Origin of the sequence: Pseudosulfitobacter sp. DSM 107133, assembly GCF_022788695.1 — a bacterium.
In the GTDB taxonomy this organism is placed as follows: Bacteria; Pseudomonadota; Alphaproteobacteria; order Rhodobacterales; family Rhodobacteraceae; genus Pseudosulfitobacter.
The window spans coordinates 1,482,217-1,508,259 of the sequence record NZ_CP085154.1; the positions used below are offsets into that span (position 1 = coordinate 1,482,217).

Annotated in this window: 22 protein-coding genes and 1 pseudogene; 16 read left to right on the plus strand and 7 right to left on the minus strand. The window is 61.7% G+C overall.

Going from position 1 to position 26,043, the window contains the following annotated elements; genetic code table 11:
• Positions 1 to 108 precede the first annotated feature (108 nt).
• Positions 109 to 884 (plus strand): annotated as a pseudogene (locus DSM107133_RS07355) (IS5 family transposase).
• 505 nt (positions 885 to 1,389) lie between these two features.
• On the plus strand, positions 1,390 to 2,349 hold the full coding sequence (locus DSM107133_RS07360) for an IS110 family transposase (RefSeq protein WP_243253591.1): 960 nt from the start codon (positions 1,390 to 1,392) through the stop codon (positions 2,347 to 2,349).
• A gap of 65 nt (positions 2,350 to 2,414) precedes the next feature.
• On the opposite strand, the gene DSM107133_RS07365 is transcribed toward DSM107133_RS07360, so the two are convergent.
• Positions 2,415 to 6,353, minus strand: coding sequence for an efflux RND transporter permease subunit (locus DSM107133_RS07365; RefSeq protein ID WP_114293437.1), 3,939 nt, complete (start codon positions 6,351 to 6,353; stop codon positions 2,415 to 2,417).
• Positions 6,350 to 7,636: an efflux RND transporter periplasmic adaptor subunit gene (locus DSM107133_RS07370; RefSeq protein WP_114293436.1), complete on the minus strand. Its 1,287-nt coding sequence runs from the start codon at positions 7,634 to 7,636 to the stop codon at positions 6,350 to 6,352. Before DSM107133_RS07370 ends, DSM107133_RS07365 begins: the two co-directional genes overlap by 4 nt.
• Positions 7,637 to 7,880: 244 nt before the next feature.
• Here DSM107133_RS07370 and DSM107133_RS07375 point away from each other — a divergent pair, with 244 nt between their 5' ends.
• The 3 genes from DSM107133_RS07375 (at position 7,881) to der (ending at position 11,501) form a co-directional block, all read left to right on the plus strand.
• Positions 7,881 to 8,558 (plus strand): tetratricopeptide repeat protein, encoded by a 678-nt coding sequence (locus DSM107133_RS07375; RefSeq protein ID WP_114293435.1) that lies wholly within the window; start codon positions 7,881 to 7,883, stop codon positions 8,556 to 8,558.
• A gap of 48 nt (positions 8,559 to 8,606) precedes the next feature.
• Positions 8,607 to 9,959 (plus strand): PQQ-like beta-propeller repeat protein, encoded by a 1,353-nt coding sequence (locus tag DSM107133_RS07380; RefSeq protein WP_240310515.1) that lies wholly within the window; start codon positions 8,607 to 8,609, stop codon positions 9,957 to 9,959.
• A gap of 69 nt (positions 9,960 to 10,028) precedes the next feature.
• A complete protein-coding gene (gene der / locus DSM107133_RS07385; RefSeq protein ID WP_114293434.1) occupies positions 10,029 to 11,501 on the plus strand; it encodes a ribosome biogenesis GTPase Der in 1,473 nt (490 codons plus the stop codon).
• Positions 11,502 to 11,564: 63 nt separating this feature from the next.
• Here der and DSM107133_RS07390 read toward each other — a convergent pair whose 3' ends face one another.
• On the minus strand, positions 11,565 to 12,260 hold the full coding sequence (locus DSM107133_RS07390) for a tryptophan-rich sensory protein (RefSeq protein ID WP_114293433.1): 696 nt from the start codon (positions 12,258 to 12,260) through the stop codon (positions 11,565 to 11,567).
• Positions 12,261 to 12,342: 82 nt separating this feature from the next.
• On the opposite strand from DSM107133_RS07390, the gene DSM107133_RS07395 reads away from it, so the two are divergent.
• Complete coding sequence (locus DSM107133_RS07395; protein WP_114293432.1) at positions 12,343 to 13,455, plus strand: DUF2235 domain-containing protein; 1,113 nt, start codon at positions 12,343 to 12,345, stop codon at positions 13,453 to 13,455.
• On the opposite strand, the gene DSM107133_RS07400 is transcribed toward DSM107133_RS07395, so the two are convergent.
• Positions 13,452 to 14,882 carry a serine--tRNA ligase gene (locus DSM107133_RS07400; protein ID WP_114293431.1) on the minus strand — a complete coding sequence of 477 codons (1,431 nt, stop codon included), beginning with the start codon at positions 14,880 to 14,882 and terminating at the stop codon, positions 13,452 to 13,454. The two genes, DSM107133_RS07395 and DSM107133_RS07400, sit on opposite strands and share 4 nt — an antisense overlap.
• Before the next feature lie 210 nt (positions 14,883 to 15,092).
• Between DSM107133_RS07400 and yajC the strand changes: the two genes are divergently transcribed.
• The 10 genes from yajC to DSM107133_RS07450 all read left to right on the plus strand — a co-directional run bounded on the left by yajC (position 15,093) and on the right by DSM107133_RS07450 (position 21,977).
• Complete coding sequence (yajC, locus tag DSM107133_RS07405; RefSeq protein ID WP_114293430.1) at positions 15,093 to 15,371, plus strand: preprotein translocase subunit YajC; 279 nt, start codon at positions 15,093 to 15,095, stop codon at positions 15,369 to 15,371.
• Positions 15,372 to 17,033, plus strand: coding sequence for a protein translocase subunit SecD (secD, locus tag DSM107133_RS07410; protein ID WP_114293429.1), 1,662 nt, complete (start codon positions 15,372 to 15,374; stop codon positions 17,031 to 17,033).
• 1 nt (position 17,034) lies between these two features.
• Positions 17,035 to 18,003, plus strand: coding sequence for a protein translocase subunit SecF (secF, locus tag DSM107133_RS07415; RefSeq protein ID WP_114293428.1), 969 nt, complete (start codon positions 17,035 to 17,037; stop codon positions 18,001 to 18,003).
• Positions 17,996 to 18,751, plus strand: a complete 756-nt coding sequence (locus tag DSM107133_RS07420) for a sulfite exporter TauE/SafE family protein (RefSeq protein ID WP_162792021.1) — start codon at positions 17,996 to 17,998, stop codon at positions 18,749 to 18,751. The genes secF and DSM107133_RS07420 overlap by 8 nt, the downstream gene beginning before the upstream one ends.
• Before the next feature lies 1 nt (position 18,752).
• The gene (locus tag DSM107133_RS07425; RefSeq protein ID WP_114293426.1) at positions 18,753 to 19,109 is read left to right on the plus strand and encodes an Mth938-like domain-containing protein; all 357 of its coding nucleotides are present in this window, start codon (positions 18,753 to 18,755) and stop codon (positions 19,107 to 19,109) included.
• A 112-nt stretch (positions 19,110 to 19,221) separates the two neighbouring features.
• On the plus strand, positions 19,222 to 19,842 hold the full coding sequence (ccmA, locus tag DSM107133_RS07430; RefSeq protein WP_114293425.1) for a heme ABC exporter ATP-binding protein CcmA: 621 nt from the start codon (positions 19,222 to 19,224) through the stop codon (positions 19,840 to 19,842).
• Positions 19,839 to 20,495, plus strand: a complete 657-nt coding sequence (gene ccmB, locus DSM107133_RS07435; protein WP_114293424.1) for a heme exporter protein CcmB — start codon at positions 19,839 to 19,841, stop codon at positions 20,493 to 20,495. Before ccmA ends, ccmB begins: the two co-directional genes overlap by 4 nt.
• A 63-nt stretch (positions 20,496 to 20,558) precedes the next feature.
• Positions 20,559 to 21,290: a heme ABC transporter permease gene (locus DSM107133_RS07440; RefSeq protein ID WP_114293423.1), complete on the plus strand. Its 732-nt coding sequence runs from the start codon at positions 20,559 to 20,561 to the stop codon at positions 21,288 to 21,290.
• Positions 21,287 to 21,445: a heme exporter protein CcmD gene (gene ccmD, locus DSM107133_RS07445; RefSeq protein ID WP_240310514.1), complete on the plus strand. Its 159-nt coding sequence runs from the start codon at positions 21,287 to 21,289 to the stop codon at positions 21,443 to 21,445. The genes DSM107133_RS07440 and ccmD overlap by 4 nt, the downstream gene beginning before the upstream one ends.
• Positions 21,438 to 21,977, plus strand: coding sequence for a DsbE family thiol:disulfide interchange protein (locus DSM107133_RS07450; protein WP_114293422.1), 540 nt, complete (start codon positions 21,438 to 21,440; stop codon positions 21,975 to 21,977). The genes ccmD and DSM107133_RS07450 overlap by 8 nt, the downstream gene beginning before the upstream one ends.
• A 6-nt stretch (positions 21,978 to 21,983) precedes the next feature.
• Here DSM107133_RS07450 and DSM107133_RS25050 read toward each other — a convergent pair whose 3' ends face one another.
• The 3 genes from DSM107133_RS25050 to acnA all read right to left on the minus strand — a co-directional run bounded on the left by DSM107133_RS25050 (position 21,984) and on the right by acnA (position 25,969).
• The gene (locus DSM107133_RS25050; RefSeq protein ID WP_345889592.1) at positions 21,984 to 22,241 is read right to left on the minus strand and encodes an SDR family oxidoreductase; all 258 of its coding nucleotides are present in this window, start codon (positions 22,239 to 22,241) and stop codon (positions 21,984 to 21,986) included.
• On the minus strand, positions 22,159 to 22,668 hold the full coding sequence (locus DSM107133_RS07455; protein ID WP_162792019.1) for an SDR family NAD(P)-dependent oxidoreductase: 510 nt from the start codon (positions 22,666 to 22,668) through the stop codon (positions 22,159 to 22,161). Before DSM107133_RS07455 ends, DSM107133_RS25050 begins: the two co-directional genes overlap by 83 nt.
• 511 nt (positions 22,669 to 23,179) lie before the next feature.
• On the minus strand, positions 23,180 to 25,969 hold the full coding sequence (gene acnA, locus DSM107133_RS07460; protein ID WP_114293421.1) for an aconitate hydratase AcnA: 2,790 nt from the start codon (positions 25,967 to 25,969) through the stop codon (positions 23,180 to 23,182).
• Positions 25,970 to 26,043: the final 74 nt, after the last annotated feature.

Genomic DNA, 26,043 nt, shown 5'->3' on the forward strand with positions numbered 1-26,043 from the left:
GTAGGGAATCCGTTATCTTTGGAAGCTTGTCCAGACCCTAGGTCACATACCCATAAAAGGGATTCACAGACTTTAGAAAACGTGATTCACTTTCCGGCAAATGTGGAGGTGAGAATGGCACGTTTTGATTTGACAGATTTTGAATGGTCGGTGATCCAGCCGTTGCTGCCGACGAAGGTGCGCGGCAAGCCGCGTGTGGATGACCGGCGGGTTTTGAACGGCATCTTCTGGCGCTTGCGGACTGGTGCGCCCTGGGCAGACATTCCTGCACGATACGGGCCGCATACGACCTGTGTGAACCGCTTCAACCGCTGGCGGCGTGCGGGCCACTGGGCGCGTATTCTTGAAGCAATATCAGAGGCATATGAGGGTGAGGTGCAAATGATTGACAGCTCCTCCATCCGGGTACACCAACAGGGCGCAAATGGCCCTAAAAAAGGGGGCGATCCGATTGCCTGGGTCGCTCAAGGGGCGGGCTGACAACGAAAATCCACGCTTTGGTGGACGCGCTTGGCCGCCCGATCCGGCTCATGCTGACGGCTGGGCAGGCCTATGATGGACACGCGGCAGAGCAGATGCTGGATCGACTGAAAGAAGGCTGCAGCGTGCTGGCGGATCGCGCCTATGACAGCAACGCGATCCGTGATTTGATCGCCAAACAGAAGGCGCAAGCCGTGATCCCTTCGATGCCGCAACGCAATCCTGTCATCCCGCATGATCGCGAGCGTTACAAAGCACGCAACGCAGTGGAGCGTTTCTTCAACAAACTCAAAAATTTCCGCGCGGTAGCAACAAGATATGACAAACGCGATGATAATTTCCTCGCATCCATACAACTCGCGTCAATCAGGATCTGGTTGCGAACTTATGAGTCGGTGACCTAGGCACTGGAACCATTAATCTTACATACTCAGCGGCTATTTCACGAAATTGCAAGGGTTTGGGTCGTGCTGCCAATAGTGGTTCTATTTGCAAGCGGCCCAAGCCGCTGAAATGAAGTGAAATTGCCGCCCGTCGCTCCGTAGGAGCGCTTAATAATATTGGCACGCCTTCGGCGTGACGGGTTTGACGGATTTTCCCGCAGCCTGCGGCGCATCTGTTTGAAATAGAACCACTATTCCTGCACAGATGCTACTTGTCAGCGGAAAAATCTGTCAAACTGACAACGTAAGATTAATGGGTCCAGACCCTTCTGTATCTCCGATCTGTTATTGTTCCCCCGTCAGCGACCTTGGCCGAGGTCACTGACGGGACGGTGTATGGCGTCAGAGCCTTGTGGCCCAAGTTGAACTGGGACCACGTTTGCTAGCGAGCCAGCACTGTCTCTCTTCATCCATCTCGAACAGTTGCTTGTGGCCAGCTTGGACCACGGATCAGAAGGAAGAGAACATGAACAGGATAACACGAGACGCAATCCTTGGCATAGATGTCAGCCGCGATTGGCTGGACATTCATTGCCTGCCAAGCAATCAGAGACTTCGATTGCCCAATTCCGAGGACGGGCATGCGCGCGTGGGCGCCCTGGCAAAGTCAGCCTGTGCGCTGGTTTGTTTTGAGGCCACAGGGGGGCAGGAATGGCGTCTGTGGTCGGCCCTCGACGTTGCAGGGGTCGCGACCAGGCAACTGCCGCCCGCGCAAATCAAAGCCTTTGCCGCCAGCCGGGGCACGCGGGCGAAAACGGATAGGATCGACGCGGAGCTTATCGCGCGGTTCATGGCCTTTCGGCCTGATACAGGGCGGACCTTGCCGCATGAAAAGATACGTCTTCTCAGGGCTTTGGTGTCCAAGCGTGGTCAGCTCGTCGAAACACGCAAACGGCTTTTGGCGCAAATCAAGGCGCATGCGAAACTGGGTTCGGATGATCTGTTCGACGTCATGGATGGTGACCTGAAAGACCTACTGGATCGCCAGATTGCAGGACTTGAGGTCCGGATCGAACAGATCATCGCCTCAGAGGAAGGCCTTGCCACGACTGCTGCCATCTTGCGTTCAGTTCCCGGCATTGGCCCGGTCGCCAGCACGATGTTGATCGCTGAAATGCCGGAACTCGGCCAGATCACGGGCGAACAAGCCGCCGCGCTGACAGGCCTTGCGCCCATTGCCCATGACAGCGGCGCGATGCGGGGCAAGCGCGCTATCGGAGGCGGCCGGCGCCCGCTGCGACACGTTATGTTCCAGGCGGCGCTCGTCGCCAGTCACCACAATCCCGTCCTGAAGCCGTTCGCAGACCGCCTTCGCGAAGCCGGAAAACCACACAAAGTGATAATCACCGCCGTCGCAAGAAAGCTTGTGACAATCGTGAACGCCCTTTGCAAAAGTCGACAGAAATGGACTACTCAACTCGCTTGAGAAATACAGTTGCTAGGGGGCGAGAGCGAACCGGGCCGACCAGCAAGGCCAGCCCGGCCCGCAGTTTATTCCGCCGCGCGCAGCCCGTTGTTCAGGCGCGGATCCTTGGGCGCGTCTACCGAAGCGGATGCAACCGTCTCTCCCGCACCGTCGTCCCAGATGATCTCGTGCAGGTCGGCCTGTTTGGCCTGCCGGTTCAACGCCCAGTCGCGGGCGGCTGCACTGGCGCGGCCGAGGCTGAGCTTGGCCAGCAGGTGCGACAGCCACAGAACATAGGTGCCCAGCCAGACCCGGATCGCCAGCAGCGACGGGGTGATGACCAGCGTCAGCACCGTGGCGATGCCAAGGCCAAAGACCACCGCCGTGGCCAGCTGCTTCCACCACAGCGCCGTGGGGCTGTCGATGGTGAAGCCGCCGTTGATGAAATCCAGCGACAGGCCGAACATCATCGGCGCAAGCCCCGCCATCGTGGTAATCGTGGTCAGCAACACAGGGCGGATGCGGTCCTGCGCGGTGCGGATGATCGCCTCGATCCGGGGCATGTAGCGTTCGTATTCCTGATAGGTGTCGATCAGGACAATGTTGTTGTTCACCACGATCCCCGCCAGCGCCACGATGCCCGTGCCGGTCATGATGATCGAAAACGCCTGATCCATCACCATCATGCCAATCAGCACACCGGCCGTTGACAGCACCACGGCCCCCAACACCAGCACCGCGTTGTAGACGCTGTTGAACTGTGCCAGCAGGATGATGAACATCAGCCCCAAAGCAGCGGAAAAGGCCGAGGACAGGAAGGCTTCGGATTCGGCCTGATCTTCCTGATCGCCGGTCCATTCCCATTCGATGCCCGCGGGCAGGGGGGCGGTGTCCAGCCACTTGGTGATCTGGGTGATGCGTTCGTTGTCGTTGACCGGCACCATGTGCAGGCTGCCCTGATCCAGTGCGGCCTGTATATCGATGGACGGATCGGCGGCGTCCAGCACCGCATAGGTCGTGCCATCTTCGGCGCGCAGGGTGCCATCGGGCGCGGGGGCAAGCGTGGCCACCGCGTCGGCAGAGAGCGCATCGGCGCCGGTCACATCCGCAGGAACCAGCTTTTGCAGGCCCGCCGTTACGGCGGCCTTGACGTCGAAATACCGTTTCTGGCCCACGCGGCTGATCTGCGCCAGCTTGGGCACAGGCGTGCGGGTGATAAAGTTTGACAGCGGTACCAGCCCGTCAGCCGTGCGCACTTTCATCGAATCCAGCGTGCTCAGCAGCCGGTCTTTTTCCGGTACACGCACGCGAATTTCAATTTCTTCGTCCGACGTGTCCACGCGCATGGTGTCCAGCAGCAGCCCGCGCGTCACCAGTTGCACCATTGCACCCACCGTGGCCACGTCAGCGCCGTATCGGCCGGCCTTTTCGACATCCACGTCGATCTGCCAGTCGATGCCGGGCAGGGGGCGGGTGTCTTCGATCAGTTTCAGGCCGGGTGTGCGGTCAAACTCGGCGCGCGCCAAGGCGGCAGAGGTCACCAGATCATCCCAGTTGTTGCCCTTGAGACGCAGATGCACCGGCTTGGCCGAGGCCGGCCCCATCGCCAGATTGAGGATTTCAACGCGAATGCCGGGGATCTGGCCAAGCTCGGCCATCAGATCGTCGATCACCACATCGCCGTCAAAGGCCGGATCCTGCACATCGCGCGTCAGCGTGTAGTTGATCAGCGGAATGGTGAAAACCGGCTCTTTGTGGCTGGGGCGGTCTTCCCAAGGAATGGTTTCGATCTGGATCTGACCGATGGTGTCCTTGGGCGATTGCGCGCCGCCCGTATTGGCGTTCAGCCCGCCGGTGCCGGCAAAGGCAAAGGCCGTGGCCACGCCGGGATGGCGCAATACCACTTCTTCGGCCTGAAGCACCAGCGCGTCTTTTTCCTCAAGGCTGAGGTTGCCGCGCGCCATGACATAGACAATGGCCTGTTCAGGCTCGGATTCGACAAAGAATTCGGTGCCGTTGTTGTTGTTCATGAATGTGATCAGCGTGGTGCCGACAAAGACAAACACCGCCCCCACCATCACCAGCGGCATCACCGGATTGCCCGCGATGAATTCCATCACGCGGCCAAAGGGTGAACGCTGGTAGCCTGCACGCACGCGTTGACTGCGTTTGCCGACTGTTTTGGACATCAGCCAGTGCCCGCCACGGCCCAGTCGCGCAAATACCGCCAGCAGGCCGACCAACAGGCCAACCACACAGCTCAGCACGATCCCGCCTGCGGCGATGGTCAGCAGCAGCACGCCAAAAGCGGCGGCAAAGGTGGTCAGGATGGATAGCAGGCTGCTTTGATCCAGATTGGCAAACACATTGCCCATCAGCGCAAAGACCGGAGCCGGAGGTGCGACCCCTGCCGCGTCGGGCGCAGGTGGTGCAAATGCGAACGCCATTACCAGCGCGGCCACAACAGCCAGGCCAGCCACGAGCCCGATATGCGCCAGCACCGGCAGCGCGGCGACACGGCTGACATTTTCGCTGACCCAACGTTCCATGCGCCCAAGCACGCCGCCGACCACGGGCAGATAGACCAGCGCCACGATCAGTGAGGCAGAGAGCACGAATATCAGCGTCACGGGCAACATGCCCATGAATTGACCCGGCACGCCGGGCCAGAACAACATCGGCAAAAAGGCGCACAGCGTCGTGGCCGTGGACGAAATCACCGGCCAGAACATCCGCTTGGCCGCATCCACATAGGCCTGCATCGGCCCCACGCCTTCGGCCTGACGTTTGTCGGCATATTCGACCACCACGATGGCACCGTCCACCAGCATCCCGACCGCCAGAATCAGGCCGAACATCACAATGTTCGAGATCGAAATGCCCATCAGCGCCAGCAATACGAAACACAGCAGGAACGAGGTCGGGATTGCAAAGCCCACCAGCAGCGATGCGCGAATGCCCAGGGCCGCCAGAACCACGATCATCACCAGCGCGATGGCGGTGAACACCGACCCTTGCAACTGTTGTACCATCGAATTGACCACGCGGCTTTGGTCGTTCGAGGTGCCCACCTGCACTGCCGCTTTCAGCCCGTCAGGCCAGTTTTCGGCCTTTTCGGCCACGGTTGCCTTGATCAGATCGGCGGTGTCGATCAGGTTGAAACCTTTGCGTTTGACCACCTGTATCGCAATCGTATCATCGCCGTTAAAGCGCGCCGTACTCTCGCGGTCTTCGAAGGTCAGGTTGATTTCGGCCACATCGCCCAGCGTGACCACACGGTCGCCATTGGTCTTGACGGGCAGCGCATAGACATCGCGTGCCTCGTTGAACGAAGACGGGATTTTCACCGCGAAACTGCCGGTCGACGAGGTGATCTCGCCTGCGGCAATCAGCAGGTTGTTGTTCTGAACCACGCCCACCAGCTCGGCAGCGGTGACGTTATAGGCCTCAAGGCGCAGCGGGTCGATGACCACTTCCAGCATCTCGTCGCGGTTGCCGGAAATCGGTGCCTCCAGAACAGCATCAAGCGCTTCAAGATCGTCCTGCAAGTCTTTGGCAACGCGTGCCATTGTACGTTCCGGCACAGGGCCGGACAGGTTCACGATGATGATCGGGAATTCGGAAAAGTTGAACTCTTCGATCTTGTATTGGTCGGCCCCGTCGGGGAACTCGGCCTGCGCGTTGTTCAGCGCGTCGCGCGCGTCGGCCATCACCTGGGTCTTGTCCCAGCCGAATTCGAATTCCAGCACGACGTTGGCATAGTTTTCCGCCGCCGTGGCGCTCATTTTTTTCAGGCCGGGCAGATCGGCCAGCTCGGTTTCCATCGGCTTGATCAGCAGGGTTTCGGAATCGGCGGCCGAGATGCCGGGGAAGGTGACCGTGACGATCAGCATCGGAATTTCGATGTCAGGTTCGCCCTCTTTGGGCAGGCTGACATAGGCAAAGGCACCGACCGTCAAGGACAGCACCACAAAGGCCAGAACCATCCGCGCCCGCGACGCGGCCCAGTCGACGATACCGCTCATTTGGCAGTCTCCCGAAAGGTGGCGTCAACCTTGACGCCAGCGGTGACATATTCCTGTCCCACCACGATCACGTCAACGGTGTCGGGCAGGCCAGTCAGCCAGGCGCCTTCGGGCGCGTCGCGCAACAGTTTCACAGGCTGGAATTCAACCACGCTGTCCGGGGTCAGGGTGCGCAACCCAAGCGTGCCTTCGTCGTTCAGCGTCAATGCCGACAGCGGCAGCAAATGCGCCGGAGCGCCGTCGGCTGCGATCAGGATTTCAACAGTCTGGCCGTCGCGCAGGCGCAGATCGGGGTTCGGAATTTCGATCTCGACCCGGAAGGTGCGGGTGGTCGGGTCGGCCGCGCGCGACAGGAAGGTCACGCGCCCCTGAACGTCAGCGCCACCTGCCGCCAACCGACCGCCAGCCAGCGCGCCAACATGCACGCGGCCCACTTCGGTTTCCGGGACAAAGGCCACCAGTTTGATCGGGTCCAGCTGGATCACCGTCGCACACAGCGCGCCGGGCTGCATCAGGCTGCCCAGTTCGGCAGTGTCGCTTTCCAGCAGCCCCGCAAAGGGTGCGTGGATCTCCAGCCGCTCGATCTCTTTTTGGGCAGCGGCCACGCCCGCCTGTGCTGCCTCGATCCCCGCATCCGCCGATTGCAGCCCCGATTTGGCCGCCTGCACACCGGCATGGGCCGATTCCAACCCGGCACGGGCCGATGCCACGGTTGCATCGGCGCTTTTGACACGGGTTTCGGCGGCAAAACCGCCTTCGCTAAGCTTGGTCGCGGCGTTCTGGTTGATCAGTGCCTCGTCCAGTCTGGCCTGTGCCTCAGCGACGCGGCTTTGCGCCTCGGGCACCCGGCTTTGCGCTTCGGCTTTGCCTGCGCGGGCCTCGGACTGGCGCGCCTGCGCTTCGGCCAGCGCCGCACCGCGGGTGCCGGGGGACAGTTTGCACAGCAACTGGCCCGCTTCGACAAAGCTGCCTTTTTGCAAGGGTTCGGACAGCACGGTCGACGAGGTTTCGGCCTTGACCTCGACCTGACGCTGGGCCTGTGTCTGGCCGCGCAACACCACGGCGCTGTCGATATCACGCGCAACCGAGTGCTGGGCGACGACGCGGATCAGCGATTTCGCAGTTGCCGCCATTGGCGTGGCGGCGGCCCCGTCATTTTCTGACGCAGGCTGTTCGGTCCCTGCATCGCCTTGCAGATATGCCATCGTTGTCTCGCGTTCGAGGGTAAACGCAAGAACAATCACAGCGACGACCATTGCCGCCAATACAGAAAAAATACGCATTTGCGCCCCGATTCGTTGTCGTCCTGTCGCGCCAGGGGCGCAACCTTTGAGGGTTTATGGACCGAAATACACTAAACTGACCAGTTCAGATTATTATTTTCACGGCTGTGGCGCAATTTCGCAAAACACCGCACGGCAGTTGTCGGACTGCGTGCCCCTTGGCTTGGGGCCATGTGCGCGTTAAGAGGGGCGAAACCGTGCCCCACCCGAGGGTCGGACCCTGCGACAGACCCGAGGCCACGCCATGAGCAATAACGACAGTTTCATTGACGAAGTGAACGACGAGGTCCGCCGTGACCGTCTGTATGGCATGTTGCGCCGCTATGGCTGGATCGCCATTCTGGTCATTGTTCTGATCGTGGGCGGGGCGGCATTTTCGGAATGGCGCAAGGCGCAAGCCCGCACCGAGGCCGAAGCCTTGGGCGACGCCATGCTGAACGCGCTGAAACTGGATGACAGCGCCGCGCGTGCTGCGGCCTTTTCGAAAATCGAAGCGGGCCAGCCATCGGCCCGTGCGGTGCTGAACTTTCTGACCGCTTCGGAAGAGTTCGAGGCCGGTGACGCCGCTGACGCCACCGCGCATTTGCAAGAGATTGCGAACAACAATGATGTGCCGCTGATCTACCGTCAGATCGCGTCGTTCAAGATGCTGGGGCAAGGCGCTGCGACCATGTCGGTCGAAGACCGCCGCGCCGGCTATGAGGCGCTGGCACAGCCCGGTGTGGCGTTGCGTTTGCTTGCGTCCGAGCAGCTGGCAATGATCGACATTGAAACCGGCGACACCGATGCGGCCATCGCACGTCTGAAAACCATTTTGGACGACAGCGAAGTGACGCCAGACTTGCAACAACGGGCGCTACAGGTGATTGTGGCGCTGGGTGGGGAGCCCGACCTTGGTGCGAATGGCGCCAACGGCAACTAAACAAACGATGATTTTGCCTCGGGACCAGAAACGACAATGAGCACAGCCATGAGATCGAAACCCATGTTCACGGCGCGTTTGCCTCTGGCTCTGGCGCTTGGCGGCAGCTTGATCCTAAGCGCCTGTACCGAGCCCGAAGTCATTCTGCCAGGCAAGCGCGAGCCGGTGCGTTCGGTCCTGCAAAACCCTGATCCTGCCGACCTGATTGTCGCACCGACACCTGAAAATACCACGCGGGCGATTGCGCTGCCTGCGATGCAGAACAATGCGGCGTGGAGCCATGCGATTGGCACACCCGCCTATCGCACGGTACATCCGGCACTGTCCGCGGCTCCGCAACTTGCCTGGAGCGCCAAGATCGGTCAGGGCGACAGCCGTCGCCAGCGCATCATCGCCAATCCGGTGGCGGACGCGGGCCGTGTCTTTACCCTTGATGCCGGATCAACCGTCACCGCCACCTCGACGTCGGGCGCAACGCTGTGGCAGGCCGATGTGCGCCCCGCACGCGACAACGCGGGCGAGGCCACAGGCGGCGGGCTGGCGGTCAAGGATGGCACGCTTTACGTTTCGTCAGGTTACGGCGTGTTGACCGCGCTGGATGCCGCCAACGGCGCCGTGCGCTGGACCCAGCAACTGGAAGCCACAGGATCGGGCGCGCCGACGGTATACGGCGACCTGGTCTATCTGATGGCGGGCGACGACACCGGCTGGGCCATCGAGGCCGCAACAGGCCGTGTGCGCTGGCAGGCAACAGGGCCCACAACCGTATCGAATATTCTGGGCGCGCCCGCGCCCGCGTTGACAGACGAGCTGGCGATTTTTGCCTTTGGCTCGGGTGAATTGCAGGCGGTGTTCCGCAAGGGCGGCCTGCGCCGCTGGGATGCCTCGGTGCTGGGCGAGCGCCCCGGGCGGGCCTTGTCCAAGGTCGATGACGTCACCGGAGCGCCTGTAGTGGTTGGCAATACCGTCTATGCGGGCAACCAGGCGGGGCGCATGGTGGCCATCAATGCCGAATCCGGCCTGCGTGAATGGACCGCTGATGAAGGTGCCATTGACACGATGTATCCGATCGCAGGCAGCGTTTTCGCGCTGACCGATCGCAACGAGCTGGTGCGTCTGGACGCATCCGACGGCAGCCGCATCTGGGGCGCCCGTTTGCCCAACTATGTCAAGGATCGTCCCAAGAAGGTTGCCGCAGTCTATGCCCATCACGGCCCTGTCGTGGCAGGTGGCCGTGTGCGCGTGGCCTCGTCGGACGGGTTGCTGCGCAGCTTTGATCCGGTCAGCGGGGCGCTTGTCGGCAGCGTGGAAATCCCCGGCGGTGCGGCCACCGCTCCGGTGGTTGCGGGCGGAACGCTGTACGTTGTCAGCCGCAACGGGCAATTGTACGCTTTCCGTTGATGTCGAATTGCGCTAGGGGCTGCGCTTTGGGGCGTGCTTTGTCGCGCCTGACCTGAACCGGAGACTGTCATGTCTTTCACCCTCGCCATTGTCGGGCGGCCCAATGTGGGCAAGTCGACGCTGTTCAACCGCCTTGTGGGCAAGCGTCTGGCGCTGGTCGACGACCAACCCGGCGTGACCCGCGACCTGCGCGAAGGCGCGGCCCGCCTGGCCGATCTGCGCTTTACCGTGATCGACACCGCCGGTCTGGAAGAGGCCACGGACGAATCCCTGCAAGGGCGGATGCGCAAGCTGACCGAACGTGCGGTGGACATGGCTGATGTCTGCCTGTTCATGATCGACGCGCGGGCAGGGGTCACTCCCACTGATGAAGTGTTCGCGGAAATCCTGCGCAAACGCTCGGCCCATGTGATTCTGGCCGCCAACAAGGGCGAAGGTGCCGCCGCCGACGCCGGTGTGATCGAAGCCTATGGCCTGGGTCTGGGCGAACCGATCCGCCTGTCCGCCGAGCACGGCGAAGGTTTGAACGATCTTTACACCCATCTGATGCCGCTGGCCGACAAATTCGCCGAACGCGCCGCCGAGGATGCGCCTGAAATCGACGTGACGCTGGATGAGGATCTGGACGACATGGACGTCGTGCCGGTGCCCACCAACGCCAAGCCGCTGCAAGTGGCCGTCGTGGGCCGCCCGAACGCAGGCAAATCCACGCTGATCAACAAGATTCTGGGGGATGAGCGCCTGCTGACCGGCCCCGAGGCGGGCATCACCCGTGACGCGATTTCGCTGCGCATCGACTGGGCAGGCGACGATGGCGAACCTGTGCCGATGCGGATTTTTGACACCGCCGGGATGCGTAAAAAGGCCAAGGTTCAGGAAAAGCTGGAGAAACTCAGCGTCGGGGACGGGTTGCGCGCGGTCAAATTCGCCGAAGTGGTCGTTGTGCTGCTGGACGCGGCCATTCCCTTTGAGCAGCAGGACCTGCGCATTGCCGACCTGGCCGAACGTGAAGGCCGCGCGGTGGTCATCGCGGTGAACAAATGGGACATCGAGGACGACAAGCAGGACAAGCTGCGCGAGCTTAAGGAAAGCTTCGAGCGGCTGCTGCCGCAGCTGCGCGGCGCGCCGTTGATCACGGTCTCGGCCAAGACGGGGCGGGGGCTGGACCGTCTGCACGCGGCGATCATGAAGGCCTATGATGTGTGGAACCGGCGCGTGGCCACGGCTGCGCTGAACCGCTGGCTGAGCGGCATGGTCGAGGCACACCCGCCCCCCGCACCGCAGGGCAAACGGATCAAGCTGCGCTATATGACACAGGCCAAGACGCGCCCGCCGGGGTTCGTGGTGATGTGTTCGCATCCCGACAAGGTGCCGGAAAGCTATTCGCGCTATCTGGTGAATGCGTTGCGGATTGATTTTGACATGCCGGGCACGCCGATCCGCCTGTACATGCGCGGGCAGAACGATTCGAACCCGTACAAGGGGCGCAAGAAGGCGGCGCCGTCGAAGCTGCGCAAACATACCGACGGGCGTCGCAGTTAGGGTCTGGACCGGGACCCTGCCCCGGACCCCGGGATATTTAGAGCCAAAAGAAGTATGGGGGGCCTATGGCCTGGGGCGTGTGCTGCGGATCATGGGCAGTACCATGGCCACTGCGCCAAGCAGCGCCAGCCATGCCACGCCCGCGGTCGCGGTGCCCCAGTTCTGGACCGCCACGGCAATCAGCGCCCATATCACGGCCAGGCCGTAGGTTGGGGCGCGCCTCAGCAAGGTCTGCACGGTCAAGGCCAGTATGATTGCAAGCCCGACAAAGGCATAGGCGGCTGTGCTTTGGCTCATCCAGCCGTATCCTGCTGCCAGCAACCCCAGTGAGACGCAGGAGGCGGCGCTGAGCCAACCGGTGTAGAGGGCAAGGGGCCACGCCGCCCAGGGGGCGTCGGCCACGGGCGCGCGGAACAGTGCAACCAGTGCTGTGAGCAGCATGGCCCAGATCAGCGCAGCAGCCCAGAGCGGGCTGAGCAGCGCCACCGGCAGCCATGTTGCCCCGATGGCCAGCGAGACCGCGAGCGGGGCGCGCATTGGCTGCCATTCCACAGGGCGACGCAGGCCGAACAGGGCGCCGGCGATCAGCCACAGGTAGATCAGACCCCAGATTGAAAATGCATAGCCCGCTGGCTGCACGGGCGGGCTGTCTTGCGGGATCGGGAACTGGTTGGGGTCAAAGCCGCCAAAGCCCGGCACAAGCAGGGGAGAGGCCGCGAAGGCGGCGCTGAGGAGCAGAACGAGGATGGCGAGGGGCATGATATTTACAATTCTAGCGGGAAAGCGGATGCTGTCGTATATTCAGATAACCCGTTTCAATTGATTGCCAAGGATTTTCCCCATGACCCGTATCGCTATTTTCTGCGATGGCACCTGGAATTCACCCACCATCGAAGAACCCACAAGTGTTCACAAGCTTCACCTTACATTGATCAGCGATCCCGCACAGGGTCAGGTCTCGGCCTATTTCGCGGGGATCGGGACCGATGAACGGTTCGACGGGCCGGTAAAACGGTTTTTCAACAAGTATGGGGGCGGGGCTTTTGGCTGGGGCCTGGATGCCAAGGTCAAGCAGGCCTACCAGTTTATCGCTCAGGTCTATCAGCCGGGGGATGAAATCTATTTGTTCGGTTTCTCGCGTGGTGCGTTCACCGCGCGGTCGGTCGGGGGGATGATCCGCAAATGCGGGATCGTCACGGACACCACGCCTGACGGCATCAATGCGGCGTTCAAGCTATATCGCAAGCCCGGTGCCGCCAACCATCCTGACAAGCCGCATATCTTGCAAGAGCGTCGCAGGCTGTCGCCCCGATTTGCGACTTCGCAGGAAGATCTGGACTGGCGTGCAGACGGCTCGGAGCTGGTCAACATCGCCTATATCGGGGTGTGGGACACGGTGGGCGCGCGCGGCGTGCCCGTTTCGCTGTTCGGGCCCATCGCATCAATGTGGAATGCGCAATACAAATTTCACGATATGGCCCTGTCCAGCCTTGTGCGCAGTGCGCGGCACGCTCTGGCTGTGGACGAGCGGCGGGTGTTCTACCGGCCTGCGAAATGGGACAATCTGGACGATCTGGCGGACAAGAAGGGCCTGAACAAGGGCGACACCAGCCAAAACCGGAAATACCAGCAGGTCTGGTTTGTCGGCACGCACAGCGTGGTGGGCGGCAGCGCCCAGGTGCAGGCGTTGTCGGTCTATCCGCTGACGTGGATTTATGAAGGCGCCAAGGCGCTGAAGCAGAAGCCGGGTTTGCGTTTTCCCCATGTAGAGGCCGACGCGCTGGTCGATGCACAGGAACTGGCAGGCAAGAGTGGATGGCTAAGCCGCAAGCTGAGCGCCTGGCGCGAGGGTCCTGTGAACAAATGGGAAATGCACGACAGCACCGACGCGCGGGTGCGCGGGCGAACAGATTACCGCCCGCGCAGTCTGCACAGGATGTTTCCGGCCGGTTAGGCCAGCGTGCCGTCGGCGCCCAGCGTGGTCTTGCCACCCAGATAGGGGGCCAGAACCGTGGGCAGGGTCACCGAACCGTCCGCCTGCTGGCCGTTTTCCAGCACCGCAATCAGGCAGCGCCCGACCGCAAGGCCCGAGCCGTTCAGCGTGTGCACGAATTGCGGCTTGCCGCCGTCAGCGGGCTTGAAACGTGCATTCATGCGGCGCGCCTGAAAGTCGCCTGTGGTCGAAACCGAGCTGATCTCGCGGTAGGCATCCTGACCGGGCAACCATGCCTCGATGTCATAGGTGCGGCGCGCGCCAAAGCCCATGTCGCCGGTGCACAGGATCACGGTGCGATAGGGGATGCCCAGCCGTTCCAGCAAATCTTCGGCGCAGCGCAGCATGCGCTTTTGCTCGGCGTCGGAGTCTTCGGGCAGGGTGACGCTGACCATTTCGACCTTTTCGAACTGGTGCTGACGCAACATGCCCGCAGTGTCACGCCCCGCGCTGCCCGCTTCCGAGCGGAAACATAGTGTGTGCGCAGTATAGCGGATCGGAAGCACACCTGCTTCAAGGGTATCTCCAGCGATCGAATAGGTTAATGGAACTTCCGAGGTTGGTATCAACCAATAGTCTTCTGCCGTGGCTGCGGCATCGTAGGCTTCTGCTACAATTTGTGTGAGCGAAGCATTTGCAAGCTTTGCCATTACGTCACCACCGCTGGCTACATATTCACTAATAGCTTTCGCACTTAGTTTTTCGCGCGCTGCCATAGAAGCAGATATGAACGAATCTCCACCAAATTTTGGCAGCTTATCAGTGCCATACATTGCCTCGTCTCTTACCAGGACGGGACAATTTATTTCGGTCAGCCCGTTCACATCTACGTGCGTGTCCAGCATGAATTGCGCCAGTGCACGGTGGATGCGCGCCACCGCCCCCGACAACAGCACAAAGCGGCTGCCCGAGATTTTCGCGGCGGTTTCGAAATCCATCGACGGGGCGACCGATGGCAGGTCGTAATGCTCGCGCGGGGTGAAATCAAAGTCGCGCGGCGTGCCCCAGCGGTTCACTTCGACGTTATCAGCCTCGTCCGCGCCATCGGGCACATCATCGGCGGGCAGGTTGGGGATGCGCGCCAGCTTGTCGGTCAGCTGGGCGTCCAGTGCCTTGGCGGCCTCGTTCATCTCAGCGATTTCGGCCTTTTTGGCCGCGACCAGCGCGCGCAGCCGTTCAAACTCGGCCTCGTCGCCGCGCCCCTTGGCGGCGCCAACCTCTTTGCTGGCCTTGTTCTGTTCGGCCTGCGCGGTTTCGGCGGCAAGGATCTTGCCCCGGCGCGCTTCGTCCAGCGACAACAGTTCCGAGGACACCGGCGCATCCCCACGGCGGGCAAGGGCCGCATCAAATGCGGCGGGATTTTCACGGATGGCGCGGATGTCGTGCATGGCTCTGCTCCTCTGAGCGATGTGTCTGCTTTGAGTCGGTGCGCGCCTTATGACCCATCACGCGAACGAAAGGTAGCCTTTGGATCATCCGAAACGGGTCCAGATGCCGCAGTTATGTGCCGGATTGCACCTTGCACAGACGCCAAGCCACCCCTAGGTTCTGCCAAAATCGACAGCAGGCCGTTTCAGGCCGTCAAAAGGACCCAATCCATGCAACAAATCGGCCAGTTCGTTCCCCTCATCCTGATCTTTGGTATCATGTATTTCCTGCTGATCCGTCCCCAGCAAAAAAAGGTCAAAGAACATCAGGCCATGGTTCAGGCGCTGCGCCGGGGCGATCAGGTCGTGACTCAGGGCGGCATCATCGGCAAGGTGGTCAAGGTCAAGGAAGACAACGAGCTTGAGATCGAAGTGGCCGACGGCGTGAAAATCCGCGTTGTGCAAAGCACCATCGCGCAGGTGATCTCGAAAACCGAGCCCGCCAAGTAAATGCTGCAAATCGGTCTATGGAAGCGGCTGTTCATCTGGGGCCTGGTGGCCCTGGGGTTGCTGCTGGCGCTGCCAAACGCGTTTTATACGCGGGTCGAGCAGTCGAACGACGCGGTTGCCGCCATCGAGGCCGGTGCCGATACCCCTGAAAATCAGGCAATCGCGGGCCAATGGCCCGAATGGATGCCGTCGAGTCTGGTAAATCTGGGGCTTGATCTGCGCGGCGGTGCGCATTTGCTGGCCGAAGTGCAGGTGGCAGATGTGTACGAGGCGCGGATGCAGGCCAGCTGGCCGGAGATCCGTGACGCGCTGCGCCCCGAGCGGGCCACCGTCGGCACGATCCGCCTGCAAGACTCCCAGCCGGGAACTTTGCGCATTCGCATCGGTGAGGCGTCGGGCATGCCCCGTGCGCTTGAGATCGTGCGCGGACTGGCGCGGCCGGTTCAGACGCTGACGGGGGCCGGCTCAACCGACATCGTTGCCAGCGGGCAGGGGGATATCATCACCGTTACCCTGAGCGATGCCGAAAAACAGGCCACAGACGAACGTACCTTGCAGCAATCGCTGGAAATCGTGCGCCGCCGGATTGACGAGGTCGGCACCCGTGAACCGACGATCCAGCGTCAGGGCGCAGACCGTATCCTGATTCAGGTGCCCGGCATCGGGTCGGCAGCCGAGCTGAAAGCGATCATTGGCACCACGGCCCAGCTGACGTTCAACCCCGTTGTCACCCGCACCACCGACGCCAACACCTCTGTTGGACCGGGCGAAAAACTGGTGCCGTCGCTGGACGAAAAGGGCACCTATTATGTGATCGAAACGGCGGCTGTCGTCTCGGGCGAGGATCTGGTCGACGCGCAACCTGCCTTTGACCAGAACGGCGGCCCTGCTGTCAGCTTCCGCTTTGACACCACAGGCGCACGCCGGTTTGGCGATTACACGGCTGAAAACATCGGCAGCCCTTTCGCCATCGTTCTGGACAATGAAGTGGTCAGCGCGCCGGTTATCCAAAGCCACATTCCCGGTGGCTCGGGCATTATCACGGGCCGCTTTACCGTCGAGGAGACCACGAACCTTGCGGTTTTGCTGCGCGCGGGAGCATTGCCTGCCAAGCTGACCTTCCTGGAAGAGCGCACCATCGGCCCCGAACTGGGGCAGGACAGCATCGAAGCGGGCAAGGTCGCCACGGCTGTGGCCTTTGCCGCGGTGCTGGTCTTTATGCTGCTCAGCTATGGTCTGTTCGGTCTGTTCGCCAACATCGCGCTGGTCATCAATATCGGCCTGATCTTCGGATTGCTCAGCATGATCGGCGCGACGCTGACCTTGCCGGGGATTGCTGGCATTGTGCTGACCGTCGGCATGGCGGTAGACGCCAACGTGCTGGTGTTCGAACGCATCCGCGAAGAGCTGAAATCGGCACGCGGGCCTGCACGGGCCATCGAGCTGGGCTATGAAAAGGCGCTGAGCGCCATTCTGGATGCCAACATCACCACATTCATCACCGCCGTAATCCTGTTCGTCATGGGCTCTGGCCCGGTGCGCGGCTTTGCCATCACGCTGGGTCTGGGTATTGTCACATCCGTCTTTACCGCTGTCTATGTGACGCGGTTGATTGTCGTCATGTGGTATGAACGTCGCCGCCCCAAGCAGATCGAGGTTTGATATGCGTTTGAAACTGGTCCCTGACGAAACGCACTTTGATTTCTTCGGCCGCTGGAAGCTGTGGCTGGGGCTTTCGGCCCTGATGGTCGTGATCGGCTTTAGCTCGTTCCTGTTGCAGGGTCTGAACTATGGCATCGACTTTCGCGGCGGCACCACCATCCGCACCGAAAGCACGCAAGCTGTGGACATCGGACAGTACCGCGACGCGATTGCGACGCTGGGCTTGGGTGATATTTCGATCACCGAGGTGTTCGATCCCAGCTTTGGGCCCGACAAGAACGTCGCGATGATCCGCATTCAGGCTCAGGACGAGCAAGAGGCGGTCACGCCGGAAACCATTGACGCTGTTGAAGCGGCGCTGGCGGTTGTCGTGCCGGATATCAAGTTCATCTCGGTTGAATCGGTTGGCCCGAAAGTGTCGGGCGAGCTGATCCAGACCGCCGTTTTGGCTGTGGTTCTGGCGATCGGGGCGGTGCTGGTCTATATCTGGTTGCGGTTCGAATGGCAGTTTGCACTGGGTGCTGTGGTGGCGCTGGTGCATGACGTGGTCCTGACCATCGGCGTGTTTTCCGAGGTGCAAATCCGGTTCGATCTTGCGATCATTGCTGCACTTCTGACCATCGTCGGCTATTCGCTGAACGATACGGTGGTGGTGTTCGACCGCGTGCGCGAGAACCTGCGCAAGTACAAGAACCGCCCGCTGAAAGAGGTGTTGAACCTGTCGATCAACGAGACCCTCAGCCGGACGCTGATGACATCGCTGACCACGCTGCTGGCGTTGATTGCACTTTATGTGCTGGGTGGCGACGTGATCCGCGGCTTTGTCTTTGCGATGATCTGGGGCGTCGTGGTTGGCACCTATTCGTCGATTTTTGTGGCCTCGACCATCCTGCTGTATCTGGGCGTCAAGCGCGACTGGACCAAACAGGACGGCAATGCCGGCAATCAATACGCCAATATTGATGCCTGATATACTGTCAGAGGCCCTGTCGTTTCCGGGCCTCTGGTTGCTGATCCTTGGCGCATTTGTCGCCGGGATCGTGCGCGGCTTTTCCGGTTTCGGAACCGCAATGATCTATTTGCCGATCGCGGCACAGGTCATGCCGCCCATCTGGGCCATTCTCTCGCTTGTCATGCTGGATGTGTTCGGCCCTGTGCCCATTGTACCGCGTGCCCTTCGCGATGCGCACCGGCGCGATCTGGTGCTGTTGCTGGCAGGTACGCTGTGCCTGCTGCCGGTGGGTCTGGCGCTGCTGGCGCTGATGACGGGCGAAACCTATCGCTATATCGTGTGCATCCTGTCGCTTGCGCTGGTTCTCTGTCTGGCATTGGGCGTGCGCTACACGGGCAAGTTGACGCCGCCGCTGGTGGGGGGCATCGGCGCGCTTGCAGGGTTCTCGGGTGGGCTAAGCGGCGTGCCGGGGCCGCCGGTGATCCTGTTCTATATGGCCAGCGCCCTGCCGGTGACGGTGGTGCGGGCGAATGTGTTGTTGTATCTCTTTGCATTCGATTTCCTGCTGGTCGGCGTGCTGGCCCTGCGCGGTGATCTGGTTTTGACACCCATGGTGATCGGTCTGATGCTGGCGGTCCCGTCGATGATCGGGAATTTGATCGGAGCACGGATTTTCAACCCGAGCAAAGCCGGTGTATACCGAGGCGTGGCTTATGTGGTTGTGGCAATTTCTGCGATCATGGGCCTGCCTGTCTGGGGGAATTGAGATGCGTCTGAACGAAGTGACCTATAACGATGCCAAGCCGATCGAAGGATACGGCCCCGGCTTTTTCCGCATTGGCGGCGAAGTGTTTCACAGTGCGGTGCTGACAGGACCGGAGGGCACGCAGGCCTGGGGTGGCTATGACGCCGATCCGCAGGCGCTGCTGGCGCTGGCGGGGCAGATAGACGTGTTGTTCGTGGGCACCGGCGCCGAGGTCGCGCACATCCCTGCCGACCTGCGCACGCAACTGGAAGAGGCGGGACTGGGCGTCGAAGCCATGTCGTCACCCGCCGCTGCGCGCACCTATAACGTGTTGCTGAGCGAAGGCCGCCGCATCGCGCTGGCGATGTTGCCTGTCTGAGCGGTACCGGGGGCTGTCTGCCCCCTCTGGGCCTGCGGCCCATTCACCCCCGAGGATTTATAGAACCAGAGAAGGGGTTTCCGGTTTTGTGTGCATCCGCTAGGTCTGCCTGATGGAATTGAACGTATCCGAACTGTCTGTGGCACGCGGGGGCGTGCCGGTGCTGGCCGGTGTCGGCCTGTCGCTGGCGCCGGGGCAGGCGCTTGTGCTGCGCGGGGCCAATGGGTCGGGCAAGACGACGCTGTTGCGTACGATTGCCGGATTGCAGCCCGCGCTGGCAGGCACCGTGACCGGGGCCGAGGACCGGATCGCCTATGCGGGTCATGCCGACGGGCTGAAGGCGATGTTGAGCGTGACCGAGAACCTGAGCTTTTGGGCGGCAGTCTTTGGCACGCGCGACGTCGGGCGGGCGCTAAAGGCCTTTGCGCTGGAAACTCTGGCCGACCGTCTGGCGGGCACGTTGTCGGCGGGGCAAAAGCGACGGCTGGGGCTGGCGCGTTTGCTGGTTACGGGGCGGCCCGTCTGGGTGCTGGACGAGCCGACCGTATCGTTGGACGCAGATGCGGTGACCCTGTTCGCGGATGCGGTGCGGGCGCATTTGGCGGCAGGTGGCATGGCGCTGATTGCTACGCATATTGATCTGGGGCTGGAGGCCGCCGTGCTGGATGTGACGCCCTATCGGGTGACGGCGGACGCCGCGCGACTGGGCGCCAGCGACGAGGCCTTTCTGTGAGGGCGCTGCTGCTGCGCGATTTGCGGCTGGCGCTGCGGGCGGGGGGCGGCTTTGGTCTGGGCCTTGCGTTCTTCCTGATTGTCGTGGTGCTGGTGCCCTTCAGCGTTGGGCCGCAACCGGAACTGTTGGGGCGCATTGCGGCGGGGGTGCTGTGGCTGGCGGCCTTGCTGGCCTGCCTGTTGTCGCTGGACCGCATTCTGGCGCTGGATTTCGAAGACGGCACGCTGGACGTTCTGGCCACCGCCCCCTTGCCGCTGGAAGCCGCGCTGAGCGTCAAGGCGTTGGCGCATTGGCTGACGACGGGTCTGCCGCTGGTGGTGGTTGCCCCCGTACTGGCGGTGCTGCTGAACCTGCCGGCTGCGGGATATGGCGGGCTGGTCCTGTCGCTGCTGCTGGGCACGCCAGCACTGTCGGTGATCGGCACATTCGGCGCGGCGCTGACCGTGGGGATCAAGCGGGGCGGGCTGCTGTTGTCGCTGCTGGTGCTGCCGCTCTATGTTCCGACGCTGATTTTCGGGGCCGAGGCCGCGCGGCGCAGCGCCGATGGATTGGACGCCACCACGCCGTTGCTTATGCTGGCGGGGATCAGCGCGGGTGTGCTGGCGCTGATGCCCTTTGCCAGCGCCGCTGTACTGCGCGTCAACTTGCGGTGAGCGCATTGCCGCAGCTGTGCGTCGGGGATTGAGCCCGTGCGCCGAACACACTAGGAAAACACCATGTCATTGTGGGAATACGCCAATCCGGTCAAGTTTCTGCGCCTCAGCGAACGGGTTCTGCCGTGGCTGTGGGCGCTGGCGGTGCTGTGTCTGGGCAGCGGGCTGGCCTGGGGATTTTTTGGCACGCCGGATGACTATCGTCAGGGGGCCACGGTCAAGATCATCTACATCCATGTGCCCGCCGCGCTGATGGCGATCAACGGCTGGTTCATGATGCTGGTCGCCTCGCTGATCTGGCTGGTGCGCCGCCACCACGTCAGCGCGCTGGCGGCGCGTGCTGCCGCGCCGGTGGGGGTGACCATGACGTTGATTGCGCTGATCACAGGTGCGGTCTGGGGCCAGCCGATGTGGGGCACCTGGTGGGCGTGGGATCCGCGTCTGACCTCGTTCCTGATCCTGTTCCTGTTCTATCTGGGCTACATGGCCCTGTGGTCCGCGATCGAGGACCCGGACACCGCCGCCGACCTGACATCGGTGCTGTGCCTTGTTGGATCGGTCTTTGCCATTCTCTCGCGCTATGCGGTGCTGTTTTGGAACCAGGGGCTGCATCAGGGCGCATCGCTGTCGCTGGACAAGGAAAAGAACGTGGCGGATGTGTTCTATCATCCGCTTCTGCTGTGCATCGCGGGCTTTGTCATGCTGTTTCTGGCGCTGGTGCTGTACCGAACCGGAACCGAAATCCGCGTCCGGCGCACCCGCGCGCTGCGTGCACGTCAGGGGGCAGGGGTATGATGCCTGAACTGGGAAAATATGCGGTTTCGGTGCTGTCGGCCTATGGTGCGACGGTCCTGTTGCTGGTGGTGCTGGTCGCGGCGACACTGCTGCGTGGCCGCCGCGTGCGCGCCGAGATGCAGCGCACCGAAGCCGGGGGGCGCACCGATGCCTAAGCTGTCGCCAATGATGATCGCGCCGCCCGTGGTTTTTGCTGCCTTTGTGGCGTTGGCTGCCTTCGGCATGTTCCGCGACGATCCCGAAGGGTTGCCTTCGACACTGGTGGGCCAGCCGGTGCCTGCGATCACCACGGACACGCTTGAAGGCTATCCCGGAGTGACGCCGGATATGTTCAAACATGGTGAAGTGACGCTGGTGAACTTCTGGGCCAGCTGGTGCCCGCCCTGTCGCGCCGAGCATCCGCGTCTGTTGCAGATGCAGCAAGACGGGCTGACAATCATCGGCGTGAACTACAAGGATCAGAAGGGCACCGCGCAATCCTATCTGGAGGACGACGGCAACCCCTTTGCGGCGGTAGCCTTCGACCCCGCAGGGCGTACCGGTATTGATTGGGGCGTCACCGCCCCCCCCGAAACCTTTATCGTGGACGGTGACGGGACCGTGCTGTTCCGCTTTGTCGGCCCCCTGGTTGGCAGCGATTATGAACAGCGGTTTTTACCTGCGCTTGATGCGGCTTTGGCGGACTGATCTGCTTTACAGCCTGTAGCCCCCCGATACGGTGATGATCTCTCCGGTGATGAACCCTGCGGTGTCCGATGCCAGAAAACGCACCACATTTGCGATGTCTTCTGGCAGGCCGATGCGGCCCAATGCGGTCATGTCCGCGAAGGCGCGGACCAGATCGGGCGGGCGCGGGCTTTCGGTGCGTTCAATTGCGCCGGGAGCGACGGCGTTGACGCGGATGCCGCGCGGGCCCAGCTCTTTGGCCATTGCGCGGGTCCACAGGTTCAGCGCGGCCTTGCTGGCAGAATAGGACGCCGCGCCCTTGGCGGGCAGGGTGGCGTTGATGGAAAGAGATATTGACGATTGTGGCCCCGGCACTCTGATGCGGCAGGGCGGCCGTCAGCAGGGCCATGGGGGCTGCGACGTTGACGGCGTGGTTCAGGTGGGCGTTGCCATCGTCCATCTCGATTGCGCCAGCGTTGTTCACAATCACGTCCAGCCTGCCGAATTTGGCAATGACGGCGTCGATGATGCCGGGGGCGGTGGTTTGGTCACTCAGGTCGGCGTGGATCGCGTGGATGGCGGGATGCTCCGCCAGCAGCGCGTCTGGTGGGGTGGTGTTATGGGTGACAGCGACGGCGTGATCGGTTGCCAGATCGCCGGCGATGGCGCGTCCGATGCCGCGTGCGGCGCCTGTGACAAGAACTGTGCGCATGGCGGTCTCCTTTTGGGGCGACTTTAGATGTGTAATCTGCGGCCTACAACGCAGGGCAGCGCCCGACCGCAGGTGGGCATCACAACATTGGTCTGCGCCAGTATATTTCGGATTTATGGCGAGAGGATTAGGGTCAGGACCCATTAATCCTGCGCCGTCAGCGGCAATTTCACGAAATTTCAGTGGTTTGGGTCGTGCAGCCAATAGTGGTTCTATTTGCAAGCGGCCCAAGCCGCTGAAATGAAGTGAAATAGCCGCCCTGCGGGTTCGACGGATTTTCCCGATGCCTGCGGCGCATCTGTTTGAAATAGAACCACTATTTCTGCGCAGATGCTGCTTGTCAGCGGAAAAATCTGTCGAACTGACGGTGCAGGATTAATGGGTCCTGACCCTAATAACTGCGAAATGATGAAGAAGCGCCCGCGGGTCATGCCAAGGGCGGGCTTTGAAACATGAAAAAGCCCCCGACGCATCTGCGCGGGGGCCATTCCGTGTTGCGATTTCGCGGAGCTTATTCCGCAGCAACCGCGCTTTCAGCGGCCAGGTTGCGCAGCACATAGTGCAGAACGCCGCCGTGCTCGATGTATTCGATCTCGATGGCCGTATCGATCCGGCACTTCAGCGTGATCTCTTTCACCGAACCGTCCGCCATGGTGATGCTGCAAGGCACTTCTTGCAGCGGCTTGATGGTGTCCAGACCGCTGATCGACACGGTTTCCTCGCCGGTCAGACCCAGCGATTTGCGGGTGTCGCCGTTTGTGAACTCGAACGGGATAACGCCCATGCCCACAAGGTTCGAACGGTGGATACGTTCAAAGTTTTCCGCGATCACGGCTTTGACGCCCAGCAGCGCCGTGCCCTTGGCCGCCCAGTCACGCGAGGAACCCGCGCCATACTGTTCGCCACCAAAGATCACCAGCGGTGTGCCGTTGGCCTGATGCGCCATCGCCGCGTCAAAGATCGAGGTCTGGTTGCCATCGGGGCCCTTGGTATAGCCGCCCTCGACGCCGTCCAGCATTTCGTTCTTGATGCGGATGTTGGCGAATGTGCCGCGCATCATCACCTCGTGGTTGCCGCGACGCGACCCGTAAGAGTTGAATTCGCGCACCGGCACCTGACGTTCCACCAGATACTGCCCGGCAGGCGTGCTTTCCTTGAACGAACCGGCAGGCGAGATGTGGTCGGTGGTGATCATGTCACCCAGAACCGCCAGCACTTTGGCGTCCTTGATGTTGCTGATTACGCCCGGTTCCTTGCTCATGTTCTGGAAATAGGGCGGGTTTTGAACATAGGTCGATTGCGGCGGCCAGTCATAGGTCATGCTGTCCGTCACTTCGACGCCCTGCCATTTTTCGTCGCCCTTGAACACGTCGGCGTATTTTTCCTGGAAGGCGGCGCGCGTCACGGTCTGTTCGACCAGATCGGCAACCTCTTTCGATGTGGGCCAGATGTCTTTCAGGTAGACGTCGTTGCCGTCCTTGTCCTGACCCAGCACACCGTTGGCCAGATCGACGTTCATGTCACCGACCAGCGCATAGGCCACCACGAGGGGAGGCGATGCCAGATAGTTGGCGCGCACATCGGGCGAAATCCGGCCTTCAAAGTTGCGGTTGCCCGACAGGATCGACGTGCCGATCAGATCGTAGTCATTGATCGCCTTGCTGATCGGTGCTTCCAGCGGACCCGAGTTACCGATGCAGGTGGTGCAACCGTAACCGACAAGGTTGAAACCGATGGCGTCCAGATCCTCTTGCAGGCCTGCGGCCTCGAGGTAATGCGACACAACTTGCGACCCGGGGGCCAGCGACGTCTTGACCCAGGGCTTGCGGGTCAGACCCAGCGCGCGGGCTTTGCGTGCGACAAGACCCGCACCGATCATCACGTAGGGGTTCGATGTGTTGGTGCAGGATGTGATCGACGCGATCACGATGGACCCGTCATGCAGCTGGTAATGGCCGTCGTCGGTCATCACATAGCCGCGCTTGTGGTTGCCCGTGTCGCCGGGGATGTCGCGGGGCTCGGGCTGGCCGCCTTCACCTTCCCAGCGCACTTCCGAGCTGGCCGTGGCATCCGCACCGCCGCGCACGCCCTTGACGTATTCGGCGAATGCAGTGTGCGCCGAGGTCAGCGCGATATAGTCCTGCGGGCGTTTGGGGCCCGAGATCGCAGGCACAATGGTGCCCATGTCCAGATGCAGGGTGTCGGTATAGATCGGCGCATAGTCCGCGCCGCGCCAGAATCCGTTTTCCTTGGCATAGGCTTCGACCAGCGCGATGCGGTCCTTGTCGCGGCCTGTGTTGGTCAGGTAGCGCAGGGTTTCATCGTCAATGGGGAAGAAACCGCATGTCGCGCCGTATTCCGGTGCCATGTTGGCGATGGTCGCACGGTCGGCCAGCGGCAGGCTGTCCAGGCCTGCACCGTAGAATTCGACGAATTTACCGACCACGCCTTTTTCACGCAGCATTTCCACGACTTTCAACACCAGATCGGTGCCGGTGGTGCCTTCCATCATGCGGCCTGTCAGCTCAAAGCCGACAACCTCGGGGATCAGCATCGAAATCGGCTGACCCAGCATCGCGGCCTCGGCCTCGATACCGCCCACGCCCCAGCCCAGAACAGCCGCGCCGTTGACCATTGTTGTGTGGCTGTCGGTCCCGACCAATGTGTCGGGATAGGCCACCAGCTCGCCATTCTGGTCTTTGTCGGACCAGACGGTCTGGGCCAGATACTCCAGGTTCACCTGGTGGCAGATGCCGGTGCCGGGGGGCACAACGCGGAAGTTGTTAAACGCCTTCTGACCCCATTTCAGGAACACATAGCGTTCCATGTTACGCTCGTATTCGCGGTCCACGTTCATTTGGAACGCGCGCGGGTTGCCGAATTCGTCGATCATGACCGAGTGGTCGATGACCAGATCGACAGGGTTCAGCGGGTTGATCTTTTCCGGGTCGCCGCCCAGTGCCTTCAGACCATCGCGCATCGCGGCCAGGTCAACCACAGCCGGAACGCCGGTGAAATCCTGCATCAGCACGCGGGCCGGACGATAGGCGATCTCGCGCGGGTTGTTGCCGCCCTTTGTTGCCCATTCGGCAAAGGCCTTGATGTCGTCGGTTGTGACGGTCTTGCCGTCTTCGAACCGCAACATGTTTTCCAGCACCACTTTCAACGCGGCGGGCAATTTCGAGAAATCGCCCAGGCCGGCCTCGGTGGCGGCGGGAATCGAATAATAGGCAACCGACTGGTCGCCGACGGTCAGGGTCTTGCGGGTTTTGGACGTATCATGGCCAACTGTGATGGGCATGGGTGGCTCCTTTGGCTTATTGTGCCCCAAATGGGAGGGGCAGGTGGCAGGGGGCGGTCTTCGCGCCTGATTTG